Source organism: Pseudomonas sp. 910_21, assembly GCF_052850735.1.
Genome location: NZ_VXCY01000002.1, coordinates 920,981 through 940,221 on the forward strand (window position 1 = coordinate 920,981; position 19,241 = coordinate 940,221).

Genomic DNA, 19,241 nt, shown 5'->3' on the forward strand with positions numbered 1-19,241 from the left:
CAAGCCGGTTCCCGGTGCGCTAGCGTGCGGGCAGACAAGGAGAACTCCCATGCCCGCACAATGCTCTTTCTCTCTCAAGCAGGCTCGACGTCTGGCACTGGCGGCCCAAGGGTTCGGCGGGCGCCAGACGTCGGCAACGATCAAGGCCGCACGCCTCAATCAGCAGATAGAACGCCTGGGTCTGCTGCAGATCGATTCGGTCAACGCGTTGGTGCGGGCGCATTACTTGCCGTTGTTTTCCCGCCTTGGCAGTTATCCACAGCAGTTGCTCGACCAGGCCGCCTGGAGTCAGGGCCGGCAACGCACGTTGTTTGAATACTGGGGGCATGAGGCGTCGTTGCTGCCCATGTCCATGTACCCGCTGATGCGCTGGCGGATGCAGAGGGCAAAGCAGGGGCAGGGCATCTACTCCCAGTTGACGCGCTTTGGCCAGGAGCGCCAGGCCACTGTCCGTCGGGTAATGGCCGCGGTTGAGGCGCAAGGAGCGTTGGGCGCGGGAAGTCTGTCCACCCGTGAGGAACGTGCCGGGCCCTGGTGGGATTGGAGCGATGAAAAGCATGCGCTGGAATGGCTGTTCGCGGCCGGTGAAGTGACGGTGGCGGGGCGCCGCGGTTTCGAGCGCCTGTACGATTTGCCGGAGCGAGTGATCGCACCGCAGATCCTTCGGCAACCGCTGCTGGATGAGGCTCAGGCCCAGCGCCGCCTGGTGCTGCATGGCGCAACCGCCTTGGGCGTGGCCACGGAAAAGGACCTTCGGGATTATTTTCGTCTCGATCCAGGCGACAGCCGTGCACGACTGGCCGAACTGGTGGAGTCCGGTGAGTTGCTGGTCTGCGAGGTTCAGGGCTGGCGTCAGCCGGCCTATTGCTTGCCGCAGGTCAAGGTGCCGCGCAAGGTCGAGGCCAGTGCGCTGTTGTCACCGTTCGATTCACTGATCTGGGAGCGCAGCCGCACTGAGCGGCTGTTCGATTTCCGCTATCGGCTGGAGATCTACACGCCCCGGCACAAGCGGGTCTATGGCTATTACGTGTTGCCGTTCCTGCATCACGAGCGGATTGCCGCTCGGGTCGATCTGCGAGCGGAGCGGGCCCTGGGGCGTCTGGCGGTGCATGGGGTGCATGAAGAGGAGCCCGGTCTGGATGAAGAGGGAATCCGGGCATTGGCCGCGCAATTGCGAAAGATGGCCGACTGGCTGGGGTTGGAACAGATTCAGCTCAATTGCCAGCGTGAGGGTGCGCGCCGACTGCGTGAGGTGCTGGCGTGAAGAGCTTCGCGGGCGAGCCCGCTCCTACACAGCCCTTGTAGGAGCGGGCTCGCCTGCGAAAGCGCTCTTAGCGTTTGACCTGCTTCAAGGTCTCGGCAATCAGGAAGGCCAATTCCAGGGACTGGTCGGCATTCATCCGTGGATCGCAATGGGTGTGGTAGCGATCCGACAAGCCATCCTCGGTAATCGGCCGTGCGCCGCCGATGCACTCGGTGACGTTCTGCCCGGTCATCTCGATATGAATGCCGCCGGCATAGCTGCCTTCCGCCTGATGCACCTGGAAGAATTCCTTGACCTCGGTCAGGATCTGCGCGAAATCCCGGGTCTTGTAGCCACTGCTGGCCTTGATGGTGTTGCCGTGCATCGGGTCAGAGCTCCAGAGCACTTGCTTGCCTTCGCTCTCTACCGCGCGGATCAGTTGCGGCAGGTGGTCGCCGACTTTGTTGGCGCCCATGCGCACGATCAGGTTGAGACGGCCTGGATCGTTGCTCGGGTTGAGAATGTCGATCAGGCGGATCAGTTCCTCGGTGTTCATGCTCGGGCCGACCTTGACCCCGATCGGGTTATTCACACCCCGCAGGAACTCGACGTGGGCACCGTCCAACTGGCGGGTACGGTCGCCGATCCACAGCATGTGCGCCGAGCAGTCGTAGTAGTCGTTGGTCAGGCTGTCACGGCGGACAAAGGCCTCTTCGTAATTGAGCAGCAGCGCTTCGTGGGCGGTGAAGAAGCTGGTCTCGCGCAGTTGCGGCGAGCTGTCCATGCCGCAGGCACGCATGAAGGCCAGGGTTTCATCGATGCGGTTCGCCAGCTGGCTGTACTTCTCGGCCAGGGCCGAGTTGGCGATGAAGTCCAGGTTCCACTTGTGCACTTGATGCAGGTCGGCAAAGCCGCCTTGGGCGAAGGCCCGCAACAGGTTCAGGGTGGCCGTGGCCTGGTGGTAGGACTGCAGCAGGCGGTCCGGGTCTGGCACCCGGCTTTTTTCATCGAAGCCGATGCCGTTGACGATGTCGCCGCGATAGGCCGGCAAGGTCACGCCATTGATGGTTTCGTCGTTGGCCGAGCGTGGCTTGGCGAACTGGCCGGCCATGCGTCCGACCTTGACCACAGGGCAGCCGGCGGCAAAGGTCATGACAATGGCCATCTGCAGCAGCACCTTGAAGGTGTCGCGGATCTTCGCGGCGGAGAATTCGGCAAAGCTTTCGGCGCAGTCGCCGCCCTGGAGCAGGAAGGCGCGGCCCTGGGTCACTTCGGCAAACTGGCGGCGCAACTCCCGGGCTTCACCGGCAAACACCAGCGGTGGATAACTGGCCAGGGTTTGCTCGACCTGCAGCAGATGCGCAGCGTCGGGGTACTGGGGTTGTTGCTGGATCGGCAAGGCGCGCCAGCTGTCGGGGCTCCAGGGTTGGCTCATCGCGGACTCGAGTGCTTTACGGTGGGAGGGGCATGTTAGCAGCAAATTAGTGCGTGACCTGCTCCTCTCGCTTGGCCGACAATCGCGCCTTTCCCGCTCGCTGCCGAGCGGTTGGTTTATCGCGCCGGCCCGATTGCGAGCCCCGCGACTAGGAGATGAAATGACTGAGGAGCGCGTCGAGCGTGTGCTCGCCGAGGTTCATGACCAGTTCGGCATGATTCGGGTATTGGAAGTGGCGGACTACCGCTTCCTCGAATTTGGCGACGCCATCGAGCAAAGCTGCGTGTTCACCGCCGATCCCAGCTGGCTGGAGTACGACTACACCCGGGCCATGCTGATCGGTGCCCTGTGCCATGAGGCACCGGAGAGCGCACTGTTTCTCGGCCTGGGCGCCGGCACCCTGACTCAGGCCTGCCTGAAGTTCCTGCCTCTGGAAGACGTCGAAGCCATTGAACTGCGCCCGGATGTTCCACGCCTGGCCATCGAGTACCTGGGCCTGGACGATGATCCGCGTCTTTATATAAGAGTCGGTGACGCCCTGGAGTTGCTGGACAGTGCCGAATCCGCCGACCTGATCTTCGTCGACCTGTACACCGATGTCGGCCCGGGCGTCGGCCATCTGGCCTGGGGCTTTCTGGAAAACTGCCAGAAGCGCCTCAATCCCGGAGGCTGGCTGGTGATCAACCAGTGGGCCACCGATGACGGCAAGCCCCTGGGGGCAGCCTTGTTGCGTGGCCTTTATCACCGCCACTACTGGGAGCTGCCGGTGAAGGAGGGCAATGTGATCCTGATCGTGCCGTCCGACCTGGAGCAGGACCTGGACCTGCCGAGCCTGACCGCCCGGGCCGAAGCCCTGGCCCCGCGCCTGGGCTATTCCCTGCAGTCGCTGATCAAGGCCATTCGCCCCGCCACATGAGCTTGTTGCAGGAGCCGGCTCGCCGGCGAAGACAATCTGCCGGCCGGCCTGTTCAACACCCCTTGAACACCCCCGGCCGCTTCTCGATCATCGCCCGCACGCCTTCCTTGGCGTCCTCGCTGTTCATCAGTTTGTGTATCAGCGGCGGCAAGCCCTGAGCGGCCACCGTCTCGCCTTCAAGCCTGGCCTGACGCGCTGACATCAGCGTTGCCTGCACCCCCAGCGGCGCCTGCCGAGCAATCCGCTCGGCCAGTTCAATGGCCCGGGGCAGCAGGTCCTCACTGGCCATCACCTCCTGGACCAGCCCCAGGCGCAGGGCTTCATGGGCGTCGAACTCGTCACCGGTCAGCAACCAGCGCATGGCATTGCCCCAGCCGGCCAGTTGATGCAGGCGCAGGGTCGCGCCGCCGAAGGGAAAGATGCCGCGCTGCACTTCCATCTGGGCAAAGCGCGTATTGCTGGCACACAGATTGATATCCGCCGCCAGCATCAGTTCGATTCCGATGGTCAGGCAGTAACCCTGTACAGCGACTATCACAGGCTTGCTTACCCGCGGTCCGGCGAACACCCCCCAAGGGTCGCAGCCGCCGGGAGGTGCCTGCCAGCCCTGTGCCAGGGTGGCGCCGACATTGGCCAGGTCCAGCCCCGCGGTAAAGTGTTCGCCGTGGCCGAATACCACGGCGATGCGGGCTTCGCTGCTGGCTTCGAACTCACCATAGGCCAGGCTCAACTGGTTGAGCAGTTCAAGGTCGAAGGCATTGCGCTTGGCGACCCGGTCCAGGCCGATTAGAAACAGGTGACCGCGTTGTTCGCGGCTGACACGGCTGGCACTGGGCTGATTCATGGGCGCGATCCTCATGGGGGAAGCAGGGAATGTGCAGGAAGGCTTTCAAGCACAAAGGTGAATCGTTTTAGCGTTACGACCAACAGCTGCGGGCCTGAGCAAAATAGCGCGCCGTCCGAGTCTGCGCAAAGCCCGTGACCATCGGGCGTTCAGCGGAGTTTTCCGATAAAAAAAACTCCCTTTTTTGAGTAATTCCGGTATAGTGCGCGCCGGCCTTTAGCCGGGCCACGTTTAGGTAATGCAATTCCCCGAAGTCAGCTTCGGCTGCTTGTCCGCTGCGCGGACTATCCTTGACGATCCATTCATCCAATCGTTTTCGCAAATCCCCGCCGACAAAGCTGCCAGGGTGACTCTTGAGTCTTACACGGCATGCGCAGCTTTGGAGCATGGGTCTTTGCGGATGCACTTAGAGGCAGACCCATGACCCAGGAAATCGGCGGCTTCGCCGCTCTTGAACTTCATCCCAATATTGTCGCTGCAGTAGTCGCTACCGGCTATGAAGAGCCTTCGGCTATTCAGCAGCAGTCGATCCCGATCATCCTTGCCGGTCACGATATGATTGGTCAGGCGCAAACCGGTACCGGTAAAACCGCTGCCTTTGCCCTGCCTATCCTGCACCGCATTGATCCGTCCAAGCGCGAGCCGCAAGCTCTGATCCTGGCCCCAACCCGTGAGTTGGCGCTACAAGTTGCAACCGCTTTCGAAACCTACGCCAAGCAAATGCCGGGCGTGACTGTTGTGGCCGTCTACGGCGGTGCGCCGATGGGCCCACAATTGAAAGCAATCCGTAATGGCGCACAGATCGTTGTCGCCACTCCGGGCCGTCTGTGCGACCACCTGCGTCGCGACGAAAAAGTCCTGGCCACCGTGAACCACCTGGTTCTCGACGAAGCCGACGAAATGCTCAAGCTGGGCTTCATGGATGACCTGGAAGTCATCTTCAAGGCCATGCCTGAGTCCCGCCAGACCGTACTGTTTTCGGCCACTCTGCCGCAGTCGATCCGGGCCATCGCCGAGCGTCACCTGAAGGACCCGAAACACGTCAAGATCCAGAGCAAGACCCAGACTGTCACCGCGATCGAGCAGGCTCACCTGCTGGTTCACGCTGACCAGAAGACCTCTGCTGTTCTGAGCCTGCTGGAAGTTGAAGATTTCGACGCCCTGATCATGTTCGTGCGCACCAAGCAAGCGACCCTGGATCTGGCCAGTGCCCTGGAAGCCAAAGGCTACAAGGCCGCTGCGCTGAACGGTGACATTGCCCAGAACCAGCGTGAGCGCGTCATCGACTCCCTCAAGGATGGCCGTCTGGACATCGTTGTCGCGACCGACGTAGCCGCTCGTGGTCTGGACGTACCGCGCATCACCCACGTATTCAACGTGGACATGCCATACGACCCGGAATCCTACGTGCACCGTATTGGCCGTACCGGCCGTGCCGGTCGCGAAGGTCGTGCGCTGCTGCTGGTGACTCCGCGTGAGCGCCGCATGCTGCAAGTGATCGAGCGTGTGACCGGTCAGAAGGTTGCCGAAGTTCGTCTGCCGGACGCCCAAGCTGTTCTTGATGCTCGCATCAAGAAGCTGACCAACAGCCTGTCGCCTCTGGTAGCTGACGCTGAAGCCACCCACGGTGAGCTGCTGGATCGCCTGACTGCCGATATCGGTTGCAGCCCGCGTGCCCTGGCCGCGGCCCTGCTGCGCAAGGCCACCAACGGTCAAGCGCTGAACCTGGCAGCCATCGAGAAAGAGCGTCCACTGGTGCCCAACAGCGCTCCACGTGGTGATCGTCCTGAGCGTTCCGGTGATCGTCCAGATCGTGGTGACCGTGAGCGTCGCGCGCCAATGCCTCTGGGCGAAGGTCGTGCGCGCTGCCGTACCGCACTGGGTGCTCGTGACGGTATCGCCGCCAAGAACCTCTTGGGCGCGATCCTCAACGAAGGTGGCCTGGCTCGTGAGGCTATCGGTCGCATCCAGGTGCGCGACAGCTTCAGTCTGGTAGAGCTGCCGGAAGACGGTCTGGACCGTCTGCTGACCAAGCTCAAAGACACTCGCGTTGCCGGCAAGCAGCTGAAGCTGCGTCGCTACCGCGAAGATTGATCCGCCCTCGGGCTGATTGATCAGGCATAAAAAATCCCCGACTGGTTCGGGGATTTTTTTTGCCTGGGATTTGCAGGCGTCGGCTTGCCGGAGAGCTATCAGCCGAAGCGATAGATATCCATGCCCAGCGCGCCCATGGTGAACCCCTGGTGGGCCACGCTGAATTCGCCACCGGCACCTCGGGCGAAGTACAGCGGCAGCAGGTGTTCATCGCTCGGGTGGCTGCGCACGGCATTCGGTGCCTGCTGCCGATAGTCGTGCAGGGCTGCTTCGTCGTTGGCCGCCAGTTTTTCGATCATCCAGTCACGAAAGACCTTGGCCCAGGGTTCGACACTTTCCGGGCCAGCGTGCCAGTCCAGTTCCCGCAGGTTGTGGGTAATGCTGCCGGAGCCGATCAGCAACACGCCTTGTTCCCGCAGGCTCGCCAAGGCACGACCGATGCGGGTCTGCAGGGCGGGGCCCAGGCGACTGGGCAGCGACAATTGGATCACCGGGATGTCTGCTTGCGGGTACATCAGCGACAGCGGCACCCAGGCGCCGTGGTCGAAGGGGCGCTGGTTGTCCAGCTGCGCCGGCAGGCCGTCGGCCTTGAGCAGCTCCACCACTTGTGCCGCCAGTTCAGGATCGCCGGGAGCCGGGTATTGCACGGCAAACAGGGCGGCGGGGAAGCCGCCGAAGTCATGCCAGGTTTCCGGATGAGGGTGGGCGCTGACCCGCAGATCCTGGCTCTCCCAATGGGCTGAAACCACCAGGATGGCCTTGGGGCGTGGCAGCTGTGCCGCTAGGTTGGCCAGGGCGGGACCACTGGCACCGGGCTCCAGGGCCAGCATGGGGGAACCGTGGGAGATAAACAGGCTGGGAAGCATGAAGAAGGTCCTGAAGGTTAAGATGCGCCATCTTCAATCAGATCATTGATCTAAATCTAATATAAGTTTTAGCGCTTTTTGATCGAATTTTAAGGACTTCTCATGCACGCGGACTTTTGGCACAAGCGCTGGGAGCGCGATCAGATCGGCTTTCACCTAGCAGAGGTCAATCCCTACCTGCAACAGTACTGGCCGGGTTTGGGCCTGCCCACGGACGCGCGGGTGCTGGTGCCCCTGTGCGGCAAGAGCCTGGACCTGATCTGGCTTGCCAACCAGGGTTTTCAGGTGCTGGGCATCGAGTTGGCGGAGAAGGCCGTTGAGGACTTCTTTCGCGAGCACAATCTAGAACCGCAGCTCAGCCAGCAAGGCGGCTTCAAGGTCTATGCCCATGGTCCGATCCAGCTCTGGTGCGGCGACTTCTTTACCCTGGCTGCCGAGGATATGGCGGGTTGTACCGCACTGTACGACCGTGCCGCGATGATCGCCTTGCCCCCCGAAATGCGTCAGCGCTACGCCGCGCACCTCAATGCTCTGCTACCTGCGGGCTGCAAGGGGCTATTGATTACCATGGATTACGATCAGTCCCAGTTGGACGGTCCGCCATTCGCGGTACTCGACGATGAAGTCCGTCAGCGGCTCGGGAGTACTTGGCAGCTGGAGGTAGAGGTTGAGCGCGATATTCTTGGGGAGAGCTGGAAGTTTCTCCAGAATGGAGTCACGCGGCTGGTGGAGCGAGTCTATCGTCTGGAAAAGCAGGGCGGACGCTGACAGGTATTTTCCCGCGCCATGCAAAAGGGCGACTCGCGTCGCCCTTTTGGGTGTTTCCGGTTGGCTGATCAGCCGCGACGACGCAGGGCGTCGATACGCTCTTCCAGCGGCGGGTGGCTCATGAACATACGAGCCAGGCCCTGCTTGATACCGCCGTTGATGCCGAAGGCGTTCAGGGTGTCGGGCATATGCACCGGCAGGCCCTGTTCCGAGCGCAGGCGCTGCAGGGCGCCGATCATGGCGTTGGTGCCGGCCAGGCGAGCACCGGCTTCGTCGGCACGGTATTCCCGCTTGCGCGAGAACCACATGACGATGGCGCTGGCGAGAAAGCCCAGAACCAGTTCGGCGAAGATGGTCGCCACGTAGTAGGCAATGCCCTGGCCTTCTTCGTTCTTGAAGATCACCTTGTCGACGAAGTTGCCGATGATCCGCGCGAAGAACATCACGAAGGTGTTCACCACGCCCTGGATCAGTGCCAGGGTCACCATGTCGCCGTTGGCAACGTGACCGATCTCGTGGGCCAGCACGGCCTTGACTTCATCGGGCGAGAAACGCTCCAGCAGGCCTTGGCTGACCGCCACTAGGGCGTCGTTCTTGTTCCAGCCGGTGGCGAAGGCGTTGGCCTCGTAGGCCGGGAAAATACCCACTTCGGGCATCTTGATCCCGGCTTCGCGGGATAGTTGCTCAACGGTTTGCAACAACCATTGCTCATGGCGGGTGCGCGGTTGAGTGATGATCTGCGTGCTGGTGCTCATCTTCGCCATCCACTTGGAGATGAACAGTGAGAACAGCGAACCGGCAAAACCAAAGACCGCACAGAAAATCAGCAGCTGATTGAGGTTCAGGTCAACCCCATTGGCCGCCATGAACCCGTTGAAGCCGAAAAGGCTCAGGGTGATGCTGGCAATCAGCACGACCGCAAGGTTAGTGGCCAAAAACAGCAGGATTCGCATCATGGTTGTAGAAATCTCCTCAAGCTAAAGATGTAGCGTACTGCGGGGTATATAAGGTGCAGCAACGGCCTATTCAATACGGCTTCTATTTCAAACTGTGTCGCTTGGCCCGGGGCTAGACGCTCGCCTTGCAACTTCATCGGGGATTGTCACAGGCGATTGTCAGGCACGGCCAACCCCCGACTTCGGCGCAGACCTTGTGACAGTGGGCAGGGTAGAAAGTGCAAGCTTATAGAAGGGGCGTGGAGCAGGGCAGTGAAGATGTGTTGCTGAATTAATCGCAGTGCGATCGGGTCAGGATCGCACTGCGTCGTACGGATTACTGGCGGTAGGACTTGAGGAAACTTCCGATCCGACCGATGGCCTGTTCCAGGTCATCTACCCGAGGCAGGGTCACCACGCGGAAGTGATCGGGCCAAGGCCAGTTGAACGCGGTGCCCTGGACTACCAGGAGCTTTTCCGAGAGCAGCAGGTCGAGGACGAACTTCTCGTCATTGTGGATCGGGCAGATCTTAGGATCGATCCGCGGGAAGGCGTACAGCGCGCCCATGGGTTTCACGCAGCTCACCCCGGGAATGTCGTTGAGCAGCTCCCAGGTGCGGTTGCGCTGTTCCAGCAGGCGGCCCGGCGGTAGCACCAGATCATTGATGCTCTGGTAACCGCCCAGGGCGGTCTGGATCGCATGCTGGCTGGGCACGTTGGCGCATAGGCGCATGTTGGCCAGCATGTCGATGCCTTCGATATAGCTCAGCGCATGCTGCTTGGGACCGGAAATGGCCACCCAGCCGGAACGGAAACCCGCCACCCGATAGGATTTGGACAATCCGTTGAAGGTCAGGCACAGCAGGTCCGGCGCCAGGGAGGCGGTGCAGATATGCACAGCGTCATCGTAGAGGATCTTGTCGTAGATCTCGTCCGAGAACACCACCAGGTTGTGCTGACGGGCCAGTTCCAGCATGCCCAGCAGCACTTCCTTGGGGTACACGGCGCCGGTGGGGTTGTTCGGGTTGATGATCACCAGGGCCTTGGTGTTCGGGGTGATCTTGGCCTTGATGTCGGCCAGGTCCGGCCACCAGTTGGCCTGCTCGTCGCACAGGTAGTGCACCGGGTTGCCGCCGGCCAGGCTCACCGCGGCGGTCCACAGCGGGTAATCGGGCGCCGGGACCAGCACTTCGTCGCCATTGTTGAGCAGGGCCTGCATGGCCATCACGATCAGCTCGGAGACGCCGTTGCCCAGGTAGATGTCTTCAATGCCAATGCCTTCCACCTGTTTCTGCTGGTAGTACTGCATCACCGCCTTGCGCGCACTGAACAGGCCCTTGGAGTCGCTGTAGCCCTGGGCGGTGGGCAGGTTGCGGATCACATCCTGAAGAATTTCGTCCGGCGCTTCGAAGCCAAAGGGTGCCGGGTTGCCGATATTCAGCTTGAGGATGCGATGGCCTTCCTCTTCCAGGCGTTTGGCGTGCTTGAGCACTGGGCCGCGAATGTCATAACAGACGTTGGCGAGCTTGTTCGATTTGCTGACCTGCATGGCGATGTGTTCCCGAAAATGAACGATCCAGGCGGAGGATGAACTACCGTACTGGGAATCCTGCCGTGTCACACCGGCCTGTAGCCCGCACCGGCTGCGGCAAAATCCGTTTGAATGGGTGTAACGCGGCTGCCAGACTGGCGTCTGACGAGGCGCAATCATACGTGCCGCCCGATCCGTGGAAAAGATACAGATCGGGCTTTTTCCGTTGCAGAGGAAGGACCATGGAAAAGCTGGAAAAAACCCTGGAAGAGTGGCGGGCGATGCTCGATCCGGAGCAGTACAACGTCTGCCGGCTCAAGGGCACCGAACGCCCCTTCTCGGGCAAGTACAACGGCACCAAGACCGATGGGGTCTATCATTGCATCTGCTGCAATGAGCCGCTGTTCGACTCCACGGCCAAATTCGACTCCGGTTGTGGCTGGCCGAGTTTCTTTGAACCCATCGCCGACAGTGCCATGGTCGAGATTCGTGACGTGAGCCACGGCATGATCCGGACCGAAGTGGTCTGTGCCAAATGCGATGCCCACCTGGGCCATGTTTTCCCGGACGGTCCGCCGCCCACCGGCTTGCGTTATTGCATCAACTCGGTGTGCCTGGATCTGGTTCCGCGTTAAGTAACAGGGCGATTCTTCGGAGTCGCCTTTCGATTAATTAAATTGCGCACAATTTAATTGGGCGCTATTTTTCCGCCTCTTATCTTGAATGGAATTGCTGCCATGACCGATTCGCTGCTGACTATTCCCTGCACCACCATCAAGGGTGAACAGAAGACCCTGGCGGACTTCGCCGGCAAGGCTGTGCTGGTGGTCAACACCGCCAGCAAGTGTGGTTTCACCCCCCAGTACAAGGGGCTGGAGGAGCTGTGGCAGACCTACAAGGACCAGGGCCTGGTGGTGCTGGGCTTCCCGTGCAACCAGTTCGGCAAGCAGGAACCGGGCAATGAAGGGGCGATTTCCGAGTTCTGCGAGCTGAACTACGGCGTCAGCTTCCCGCTGTTCAAGAAGATCGAAGTCAATGGCGCCGCCGCCCACCCGCTGTTCGTCCAGTTGAAGAAACGTGCACCCGGGGTCCTGGGTTCCCAGGGCATCAAATGGAATTTCACCAAGTTCCTGATTGGCCAGGACGGCAAGCTGGTCAAGCGCTTCGCGCCAGCGACCAAGCCTCAGGACCTGAGCCGCGAGATTGAAGCCCTGCTCAAATGAACGACCTGTCGGTGGATTCACTGAAACTCGATTCCCAGCTGTGCTTCAAACTGTACGCTGCCTCGCGAGCGGTGGTTCGTGGCTACAAGCCGATGCTCGACTGTCTGGGCCTGACCTACCCGCAGTACCTGGTGATGCTGGTGCTGTGGGAGTGGCAGGCGGCGCCTGTGCCGCAGCCAACGGTGAAGGCCCTGGGGGAGCGTCTGTCCCTGGATTCCGGCACCCTGACCCCGCTGCTCAAGCGTCTTGAGCAGCTGCAACTGGTGCAGCGTCAACGCTCAGGGCGTGATGAGCGGGAAGTGCACCTGAGCTTGAGTGAAACAGGCCTGGCGCTACGGGATCAGGTGCCGCCGCTCAAGGCGGCGCTGCTGTGCGACAGCGGGGTCGACCTCAACAGTCTGGACCAGTTGCGTGACGGCCTCGATCACCTGCTGCAGCAGATCAAAGCCTTGTCGTAGTGGGCACCCACAGATCCAGCAGGGCGATCAGTTCCTCGCGACGGAATGGCTTGGCCAGGTAGTCACTCATGCCCGCCACCCGGCAGCGTTCGCGCTCCTCGGGCATGGCATTGGCGGTCAGGGCAATGATCGGCAAGTCCGGCCAGCGTCCGCTGCGACGGATCTGTCGGCTGGCCTCGTAACCGTCCATGACCGGCATGTTGCAGTCCATCAGCACCAGGTCGAAGCGGTTGTGTTCCAGCTGGTTGAGGGCCTCGGCGCCATGGGCGGCCACGGTCACGGCGCAGCCGAGCTTGCTGAGCATGCCTTTGGCCACCAGCTGGTTCACCGGGTTGTCCTCCACCAGCAGGATGTCTGCCCGGCGGATCTGCGCGGGCATTTCCAGCTGGGCGTCATTGAGGGTAATGGTTTCCGCCAGCAACGAGCGGCGCAGGGTCTGATACAAGGCATTGCGCGCCAGGGGGCGAGCCTGTTGCTGCAGCGGCGCCAGGGCGCTGGCCTCTTCGCTGGGCAGGAAGCTGCCATAGGCGGTCACCAGCAGGATCGGCGCGGTAATGGCCGGGCGCAGGCCGAACAGGCATTCCGGGCAATCGGTGATCAGCAGGTCGGGGTCGAGCCCGGCCAGCGAGTCCTCGATGTCGTAGCGCTGGTAGTCGAGCCCCCAGGTCGGCAGCAGGGAACCCAGCAGTTCAGCCAGGCCGCTGCCAGCGTCGGTGATGGCGATGATCTTGCCGGACAGCGCCGGTGGCGCAACGGCCGGGGTGTGGCACGGCAGCGGCAGATCGGCGCAGAACTGACTGCCGAAGCCCACTTCCGAGCTGATGCTCAAGCGCCCGTTCATGGCCTCGCAGAGGTTGTAGGTCAGGGCCAGTCCCAACCCCGTGCCGCCGTATTGGCGAGTGATACCGGCGCCCGCTTGGGTATAGGGCTGGAAGATCCGCACCTGGGCTTCCTGGGCAATGCCGATGCCGGTGTCGCAGATCTCGATACGCACTCCGTCGCCCAGGGTGCTCAGGCGTACATCGACCCGGCCGAAGCGGGTGAACTTGAGGGCATTGGACAGCAGGTTGCTGACGATCTGCCGCACCCGCATCGGGTCCCCCAGCACCAGGGCCGGAAAGTCCGGGGCAATCAGGCAGGCCAGTTCCACGCTGGCTGCCGCGTTCTGCGACAACAGGTTGGCGGTGTCCTCCACCAGCACCCCGAGGTCGAAGGGGATGCGCTCCAGCTCCAACTGCCCAGCGTCGAACTTGGACATGTCGAGAATATCGTTGAGCAGCTCCACCAGGACTTTGCCGGAGTCGTGGGCGATGGACAGTTGCTGGCGCTGTTCGGGGTTCAGCGGGCTGTCCAGGGACAGGGCGATCATTCCCAGCAGGCCGTTGAGCGGTGTGCGGATCTCGTGGCTCATGTTGGCCAGGAACGCAGCGCGGGCCTGGGCCATGTCCAGGGCGGTGCGCCGGGCGACTTCCAGCTCCTCGTTGGACTGGCTGAGCCGGGCGTTGCTGGCCTTGAGTTCGGTGGTGCGTGCCGAGACGATGTTTTCCAGCTGTCCGAGGTATTCGGTCAGGCGGTTCTCGGCATTGCGTCGTTGCTGGATCTCGGTGGCCATGATCTCGAACTGCTGGTTGGCCACCTTGACCAAGACCCCGACTTCATCGTTCTCGTGGCCGTGGGGAAACTCCAGTCTGGTCTGTTGCGGGCTGCGCGGGTCACGGCTGCTGAGCTCGCGGATTACCCCCACCAGGGGTTTGGTCAGCATCACGTAGAACAGGGCCAGGAGAATCCCGGTGAGGATCAGGCTACGGGCGAAGCCGTTGATCAGGGTGACCTCGGCACGGCGCAGGAAGCGGCTGCCGAAGGCGTAGGTGTCGACGTCCAGGTGCAGGGTGCCGAGAGACTCCTCGGGCAGGTGGCTGAGGTACAGACGGTCCTCGAACTGCCGGTCGGCACCGAACAGGAAGTCGCTGAGGGCCCGGTAACGGCTCTGTTGCGCGGGCCGTTCGACGTTGGCCAACAGGGTATTGTTGTTGTCGATGAGCTGCGCACGAATGATCGCCGGGGAACGCAGCAGGCCCAGGGTCAGTTCCTGGGCCAGTTCGGAGTCGATGTTGTAGGCAATGCGTGAGGCCGGATTGTGACTGATTTCCAGCAGTGACTGAATTTCACGATTGATGGAGGCATCTTCGCTGGCATAATCGATGCCGATTTGCAGCAGACTGAGCGCGGTCCCCAGAATGAAACCCACCAGCACGGTGAGCCGTGCCTGTTTATAGGACAGGCGGTTGGTGAACTTGATATCCATGGGGGGCTGAACCACTTTCGTTTCCCTTCGCTGCGCAAGCATAGCTGATCATCTTTGGTTGCCGGCCTGGCCTGGCAGCAGCTGATAAGGCGATAGACCCTTTGATCAGGACGGCGTTTGGTCTGTGTGACGCATCATTACCTTGAACGTGCCTGAGGAAAAGTCGTGGATGCCCGATTGAATGCATTTCTTGAACGTGCCGATGCTGTCCTGGCCCGGATCGAACCGCTGCTGCCCACCTTGCGCCAGAGCATCGACTGGAACCAATGCCTGGCAGCCCGTTGGCAGCGTGAAGGCCGCAGCGGCTTCCTGCTGCCCCTGGAAGTCAGCCTGGATATGCGCCTGAGCGATCTGATCGGGGTCGACAAGCAGCGCGAGCAGTTGGCACGCAATACCCAGCAGTTCCTCGACGGCCTGCCGGCCAACCATGCCTTGCTCTGGGGCTCCCGTGGCACCGGTAAATCCTCCCTGGTGCGTGCCTTGCTGGCCGAGCACGCCAAGGGCGGTCTGCGGCTGATCGAGATCGAGCGCGATCACCTGGCGGACCTGCCGCGGGTGGTGGAGCAACTGGTCAAGCTGCCCCAGCGTTTCGTGCTGTTCTGCGACGACCTGTCGTTCGAGGCCGGCGAGGGCGACTACCGGGTGCTCAAGAGCGTACTCGATGGCTCCCTGGAGCAGGCTCCGGAGAACGTGCTGTTGTACGCCACCTCGAACCGTCGGCACCTGGTGCCGGAAAAGGAAAGCGACAACGAGAACTGGAAGCGCGTCGACGGCGAACTGCACCCCAGCGAAGCGGTGGAGGACAAAATTGCCTTGTCGGACCGCTTTGGCCTGTGGCTGTCGTTCTACCCCTTCACCCAGGAACACTTCCTCAATGTGGTGGAGCACTGGATCGGCGAGCTGGCGAGCAAGGCGGGCCTGATGTGGCAGCGCGACGAGGCCCTGGACATTCTGGCGGTGCGCTGGGCCACGGGCCGGGGCAACCGTAACGGCCGTTGTGCCTATCAATTTGCCCGCTATTGGGTGGGTTTGCAGTTGTTGGAGCAAAAAGCATGATCGATTTGCAAAGCGCCGGCCAAGGCCTCAATGGCTATGGGTTGCTGTGCGCACAGCTGGAGTCGCTGTTGGCCGATGAACGCGACTTTATCGCCAATGCGGCGCAGTTCTCGGCGTTCCTGTTCAGCCAGTTGGATGACCTGAACTGGGCGGGGTTCTACCTCAACCGCAACCAGGAATTGGTGCTCGGCCCGTTCCAGGGCCAGATCGCCTGCGTGCGGATTCCCTTTGGCCGTGGGGTGTGCGGCACTGCTGCGGCCACCCTGCAGACCCAACGAGTGGAAGACGTGCATGCCTTTGCCGGACACATCGCCTGTGACAGTGCTTCCAACAGCGAGTTGGTGGTGCCGTTGCTCAAGGATGGCCGGCTGATCGGCGTGCTCGACCTGGACAGCCCCAAGCTGGCCCGCTTCAGCGTGGCGGACCAGGCGGGGATCGAGCAACTGGCAGCGATCTTCCTGCGCCTGAGCGACTTCTGACGTCTAGCGGGCGCTCAAGCCCGCCTTCTGCAACAGTGCGTCCTGATCCACCGGGTCCACCTGCTGCGGCGCCAGGAAGCGTTCGGCGTAGCGCTGGTAGATCCGTTGCTGGATGAACAACTCGAACAATTCCGGGTCGATGTGGGCGTCGCGGCACATCATGGCCATGATGTTCAGCGCTTCACTCAGGGTCTTGCCCTTCTTGTAGGGACGGTCTGCCGCAGTCAGGGCCTCGAAAATATCGGCAATCGCCATCATCCGCGCCGGCAGGCTCATCTGCTCGCGCTTGAGCTGTTTGGGGTAGCCGCTGCCGTCCATTTTCTCGTGATGGCCGCCGGCGATCTCCGCCACGTTCTGCAAGTGGCTGGGGAAGGGCAGGTGCTCGAGCATGATGATGGTCTGCACGATGTGGTGGTTGATCACATAGCGCTCCTCGGCGGTCAGCGTGCCCCGGGGAATGCTCAGGTTGTACAGCTCGCCACGGTTGTACTTGTGGGCCGGCATCTGGAGCTTGAAGCCCCAGGGATTGTCCGCCGCCATGATCTCCACGGCACTGCGCTCCAGCAGATGTTCCGGCTTGTCCGCCAGCAGTCGCTCCTGCACCGGCAGGCTGGGCGCTGGCGTGCGCTCCTGGCGTTGCTGCTCTTCCCAGGAAACTCCCAGGCGATCATCCAGGGTCCGGCTCCAGGTGCGCTGGGCGATGTTCTGCAAGCGCTGCTGGTCGGCCTCGGCCATGAACTCGGCCCCCAGATTGCAGCGCGCGACAAAAGCGAAATCCTCATCCAGGACCTGCAGGCGGGCGTCGCGCTCGGCGGCCTGGGTGGATGCCTCGGCGCCTTCGGCCACGGCCCGCCAGTAGTCGATCCAGGCATCGCGCTTGAGCACTTCGAAGCGGGTGCGGATTTCATGAATCCGGTCATTCAGGGTTTCCAGCTTGGTGGCCTTGTCCACCACGTATTCCGGGGTCGTGACCTTGCCGCAGTCATGCAGCCAGGCGGCGATATGCAAGGCTTCCCACTCGTCGTCGCTGGGTTGGTAGGCGGCGAACCTCGGGTCCTGGCTGGCGGCAGCGGCTTCGGCCAGCATCAGGGTCAGGGCCGGCACGCGCTGGCAGTGGCCGCCGGTGTAGGGACTCTTGGCATCGATGGCACCGGCCAGCAACTGGATAAAAGCGTCCAGCAACTGCTTCTGCTTGTTCTGCAGGCGCTGGCTCTCGATGCACAGCGCGGCGGTGGCGGACACGGCCTGGATAAAGGCGATACGGTCTGGGCTGAGTTTGTCCAGGTCAGCCTCGGTGCCGCTGTCCACCAGAAACAGCAAGAGCATGCCCACCGTTTCGTTGTGCCGATTGCGCAAGCGGATGCCCACCAGATGGGCGCTGGGACTGTCCAGGGCCAGTAGCACGCTTTGCAGGCTGCCGGCCTGTTCGAAACCCAGGGTCGTGACCACATTGTCGTTGTCGGTCAATTGATGCAGCCAGTCCGGGAGTCTCGGGTCCGTCAGGTCCTTGGTGGCGATATTGAAGCGCGGCAGGTCCTGGAGTTGCCCATCGATGATCAGGCCATAGGGCTCCAGGCGCGAACCCTTGCTTTCCGAGAGGTAGATCAGCCCGGCCTGGGCCTGGGCGATCTTCACGGTCTCGAACAGCACCCGTTGCAACAGGGGATCGAAGCGGGTTTCGGCGGACAGACTGGCGTTGATCTCGAAGAAACTGGCCAGGGTCTCCTTCATCCTGGCCATGGACAGGCTCAGTTGGTCCACCTCCAGCACGGGCGAGCGCCGCGACACCGGGTAGTCGAAATTGAAGCTGCGGATGGCATCCGCCTCCTGTACCAGGGCGTGCAGTGGCCGCACCAGAATGCGCGAGATCAGCCAGCCAAGGGGCAGGCACAGCAGCAGGGTGGTCAGCGTGATCAAGGCCCCTTGCCAGCGCAGGCGGTAGGCATCGGCCAGCAGTTCGTCCTCGGGCACCAGCAACGCCAGTTGCAGCCCGCCGGGTCCGCCTTCGGCGATATGGCTGCTGGCGACTATCCAGTTGCGTCCCAGGGCCTGCAAGTGACCGTCAGTGGTCTGCCCCTGCAACAGGGCATCGAGCACCGGGTTCAGGTCGTTGCCCTTGATCAGGCGCGCGCTGCGTTGCTCCAGCAGCAGCTTGTGGCTTTCGGGGTAGGCCACGACGTTGCCCTGGTCATCCAGCAGCGCCACCTCGGTGGCCGGTGTGACCCGGTGCTTGGCCAGGGTCGACGACAGTTGTTCGAGGGTCAGATCGGCGGCGATCACCGCCATTCTGCCGCTGCGCCGGGCCAGGGTGGTGCCGACGTTGAGGGTGGAATAGAACACATAGGGTCGGGTGGTGATCTGGTCGGCATCGCTTCGGGCGCTGGAGAACCAGTCGCGGGTTCGCGGGTCGTAGCGCTCGTCGGAGTGTTCCAGGCGGTCGATCAGGGACAGCCCTGCGTCATAGAACAGCGACTGGGAGTGAACCTGGCCGCTGCTGGCATTGCGCTCGATGCTCCAGACTTCGTAGGCACTGTCCGGCGGGGCATGGCGCTTGTCCTTGATCTCGGCGTTGCGCAGTGGCCGCACCATGAAGAAGTCGCCATTGGCATATCCCAGGTACAGCGAGGCCAGGTCCGGGTTGTCCAGCAACGACTGGCTGAACGGTCTGAGCAGCGCCAGGCGCTGTTCCAGGTTCGAAGCCTGGGCCGCCGGACTGTCCGCCAGCAGGCTGAGCAGGTGGCGTATGGGGTTGTAGGTGGATTTCAGGTCGCTGCGCACATCCTGTTCGATGCGCTGGAAGAGCTTTTCACTGCTGCCCAGAATGATGCGGGTGGTCTGTTGGTAGTTGTAGATACCCAGCACTACGCCAGTCAGGAGCAGCAGCAGGGTGAACATCGCGCTGATATGGATATGAAGAGGAAAGCGACGTTGTGCAGGCGGTGGCGTGCTCGGCATTCCAATTCTCTCCAAGGGCACATCAGGCATGGCTCAGGAACCAAGCATAGTTAAGGCCGGTACTCTCTGCCTTGGCCCTGCCTGGAGATTAGGGTGTCGGGAAGTCCGTGGGCACGGACCTCGCGGAGGTGAA

The 19,241-nt window shown here is 62.0% G+C and carries 15 protein-coding genes and 1 pseudogene; 9 read left to right on the forward strand and 7 right to left on the reverse strand.

Annotated elements, in window-relative coordinates; translation table 11 throughout:
- The first annotated feature begins 49 nt into the window (after nt 1–49).
- Nucleotides 50–1,264 carry a winged helix-turn-helix domain-containing protein gene (locus tag FW796_RS09435; protein ID WP_446439270.1) on the forward strand — a complete coding sequence of 405 codons (1,215 nt, stop codon included), beginning with the start codon at nt 50–52 and terminating at the stop codon, nt 1,262–1,264.
- A gap of 67 nt (nt 1,265–1,331) precedes the next feature.
- Here FW796_RS09435 and FW796_RS09440 read toward each other — a convergent pair whose 3' ends face one another.
- Nucleotides 1,332–2,678, reverse strand: a complete 1,347-nt coding sequence (locus FW796_RS09440) for a class II 3-deoxy-7-phosphoheptulonate synthase (protein ID WP_123727063.1) — start codon at nt 2,676–2,678, stop codon at nt 1,332–1,334.
- A gap of 160 nt (nt 2,679–2,838) precedes the next feature.
- Here FW796_RS09440 and FW796_RS09445 point away from each other — a divergent pair, with 160 nt between their 5' ends.
- Nucleotides 2,839–3,594: a spermidine synthase gene (locus FW796_RS09445; protein ID WP_102860905.1), complete on the forward strand. Its 756-nt coding sequence runs from the start codon at nt 2,839–2,841 to the stop codon at nt 3,592–3,594.
- Nucleotides 3,595–3,646: 52 nt separating this feature from the next.
- Here FW796_RS09445 and FW796_RS09450 read toward each other — a convergent pair whose 3' ends face one another.
- The gene (locus FW796_RS09450) at nt 3,647–4,438 is read right to left on the reverse strand and encodes a crotonase/enoyl-CoA hydratase family protein (RefSeq protein ID WP_346632161.1); all 792 of its coding nucleotides are present in this window, start codon (nt 4,436–4,438) and stop codon (nt 3,647–3,649) included.
- A gap of 386 nt (nt 4,439–4,824) precedes the next feature.
- On the opposite strand from FW796_RS09450, the pseudogene FW796_RS09455 reads away from it, so the two are divergent.
- Nucleotides 4,825–6,532 (forward strand): annotated as a pseudogene (locus FW796_RS09455) (DEAD/DEAH box helicase).
- A gap of 98 nt (nt 6,533–6,630) precedes the next feature.
- On the opposite strand, the gene FW796_RS09460 reads toward FW796_RS09455, so the two are convergent.
- Entirely contained in the window at nt 6,631–7,398 is a 768-nt protein-coding gene (locus FW796_RS09460) for a DODA-type extradiol aromatic ring-opening family dioxygenase (RefSeq protein ID WP_346632160.1), read from the reverse strand.
- Nucleotides 7,399–7,500: 102 nt separating this feature from the next.
- On the opposite strand from FW796_RS09460, the gene FW796_RS09465 reads away from it, so the two are divergent.
- The gene (locus FW796_RS09465; RefSeq protein WP_446439271.1) at nt 7,501–8,166 is read left to right on the forward strand and encodes a thiopurine S-methyltransferase; all 666 of its coding nucleotides are present in this window, start codon (nt 7,501–7,503) and stop codon (nt 8,164–8,166) included.
- A gap of 68 nt (nt 8,167–8,234) precedes the next feature.
- Here the strand turns inward: FW796_RS09465 and htpX are convergent, their stop codons facing one another.
- Nucleotides 8,235–9,122, reverse strand: a complete 888-nt coding sequence (htpX, locus tag FW796_RS09470; protein ID WP_016965069.1) for a protease HtpX — start codon at nt 9,120–9,122, stop codon at nt 8,235–8,237.
- Between the two features lie 316 nt (nt 9,123–9,438).
- Nucleotides 9,439–10,650 carry a pyridoxal phosphate-dependent aminotransferase gene (locus tag FW796_RS09475; protein ID WP_123727067.1) on the reverse strand — a complete coding sequence of 404 codons (1,212 nt, stop codon included), beginning with the start codon at nt 10,648–10,650 and terminating at the stop codon, nt 9,439–9,441.
- A gap of 224 nt (nt 10,651–10,874) precedes the next feature.
- On the opposite strand from FW796_RS09475, the gene msrB reads away from it, so the two are divergent.
- The 3 genes from msrB (at nt 10,875) to FW796_RS09490 (ending at nt 12,313) form a co-directional block, all read left to right on the forward strand.
- Nucleotides 10,875–11,267, forward strand: a complete 393-nt coding sequence (msrB, locus tag FW796_RS09480) for a peptide-methionine (R)-S-oxide reductase MsrB (RefSeq protein WP_123727068.1) — start codon at nt 10,875–10,877, stop codon at nt 11,265–11,267.
- A 102-nt stretch (nt 11,268–11,369) separates the two neighbouring features.
- Complete coding sequence (locus FW796_RS09485; RefSeq protein WP_123727069.1) at nt 11,370–11,855, forward strand: glutathione peroxidase; 486 nt, start codon at nt 11,370–11,372, stop codon at nt 11,853–11,855.
- Nucleotides 11,852–12,313 (forward strand): MarR family winged helix-turn-helix transcriptional regulator, encoded by a 462-nt coding sequence (locus FW796_RS09490; RefSeq protein ID WP_346632158.1) that lies wholly within the window; start codon nt 11,852–11,854, stop codon nt 12,311–12,313. The genes FW796_RS09485 and FW796_RS09490 overlap by 4 nt, the downstream gene beginning before the upstream one ends.
- Here FW796_RS09490 and FW796_RS09495 read toward each other — a convergent pair.
- Complete coding sequence (locus FW796_RS09495) at nt 12,297–14,618, reverse strand: hybrid sensor histidine kinase/response regulator (RefSeq protein WP_346632157.1); 2,322 nt, start codon at nt 14,616–14,618, stop codon at nt 12,297–12,299. The genes FW796_RS09490 and FW796_RS09495 overlap by 17 nt on opposite strands.
- Nucleotides 14,619–14,783: 165 nt before the next feature.
- Here FW796_RS09495 and FW796_RS09500 point away from each other — a divergent pair, with 165 nt between their 5' ends.
- Nucleotides 14,784–15,674, forward strand: coding sequence for an ATP-binding protein (locus FW796_RS09500; RefSeq protein ID WP_446439272.1), 891 nt, complete (start codon nt 14,784–14,786; stop codon nt 15,672–15,674).
- Nucleotides 15,671–16,153, forward strand: coding sequence for a GAF domain-containing protein (locus tag FW796_RS09505; protein ID WP_446439273.1), 483 nt, complete (start codon nt 15,671–15,673; stop codon nt 16,151–16,153). The genes FW796_RS09500 and FW796_RS09505 overlap by 4 nt, the downstream gene beginning before the upstream one ends.
- Before the next feature lie 3 nt (nt 16,154–16,156).
- Here the strand turns inward: FW796_RS09505 and FW796_RS09510 are convergent, their stop codons facing one another.
- On the reverse strand, nt 16,157–19,108 hold the full coding sequence (locus FW796_RS09510) for an HD domain-containing phosphohydrolase (protein WP_404937436.1): 2,952 nt from the start codon (nt 19,106–19,108) through the stop codon (nt 16,157–16,159).
- Nucleotides 19,109–19,241 lie beyond the last annotated feature (133 nt).

Coding starts and splice junctions, on each gene's coding strand:
- FW796_RS09435 (WP_446439270.1), top strand. CDS start 50: ATGCCCGCACAATGCTCTTTCTCTCTCAAGCAGGCTCGACGTCTGGCA.
- FW796_RS09440 (WP_123727063.1), bottom strand. CDS start 2,678: ATGAGCCAACCCTGGAGCCCCGACAGCTGGCGCGCCTTGCCGATCCAG.
- FW796_RS09445 (WP_102860905.1), top strand. CDS start 2,839: ATGACTGAGGAGCGCGTCGAGCGTGTGCTCGCCGAGGTTCATGACCAG.
- FW796_RS09450 (WP_346632161.1), bottom strand. CDS start 4,438: ATGAATCAGCCCAGTGCCAGCCGTGTCAGCCGCGAACAACGCGGTCAC.
- FW796_RS09460 (WP_346632160.1), bottom strand. CDS start 7,398: ATGCTTCCCAGCCTGTTTATCTCCCACGGTTCCCCCATGCTGGCCCTG.
- FW796_RS09465 (WP_446439271.1), top strand. CDS start 7,501: ATGCACGCGGACTTTTGGCACAAGCGCTGGGAGCGCGATCAGATCGGC.
- htpX (WP_016965069.1), bottom strand. CDS start 9,122: ATGATGCGAATCCTGCTGTTTTTGGCCACTAACCTTGCGGTCGTGCTG.
- FW796_RS09475 (WP_123727067.1), bottom strand. CDS start 10,650: ATGCAGGTCAGCAAATCGAACAAGCTCGCCAACGTCTGTTATGACATT.
- msrB (WP_123727068.1), top strand. CDS start 10,875: ATGGAAAAGCTGGAAAAAACCCTGGAAGAGTGGCGGGCGATGCTCGAT.
- FW796_RS09485 (WP_123727069.1), top strand. CDS start 11,370: ATGACCGATTCGCTGCTGACTATTCCCTGCACCACCATCAAGGGTGAA.
- FW796_RS09490 (WP_346632158.1), top strand. CDS start 11,852: ATGAACGACCTGTCGGTGGATTCACTGAAACTCGATTCCCAGCTGTGC.
- FW796_RS09495 (WP_346632157.1), bottom strand. CDS start 14,618: ATGGATATCAAGTTCACCAACCGCCTGTCCTATAAACAGGCACGGCTC.
- FW796_RS09505 (WP_446439273.1), top strand. CDS start 15,671: ATGATCGATTTGCAAAGCGCCGGCCAAGGCCTCAATGGCTATGGGTTG.
- FW796_RS09510 (WP_404937436.1), bottom strand. CDS start 19,108: ATGCCGAGCACGCCACCGCCTGCACAACGTCGCTTTCCTCTTCATATC.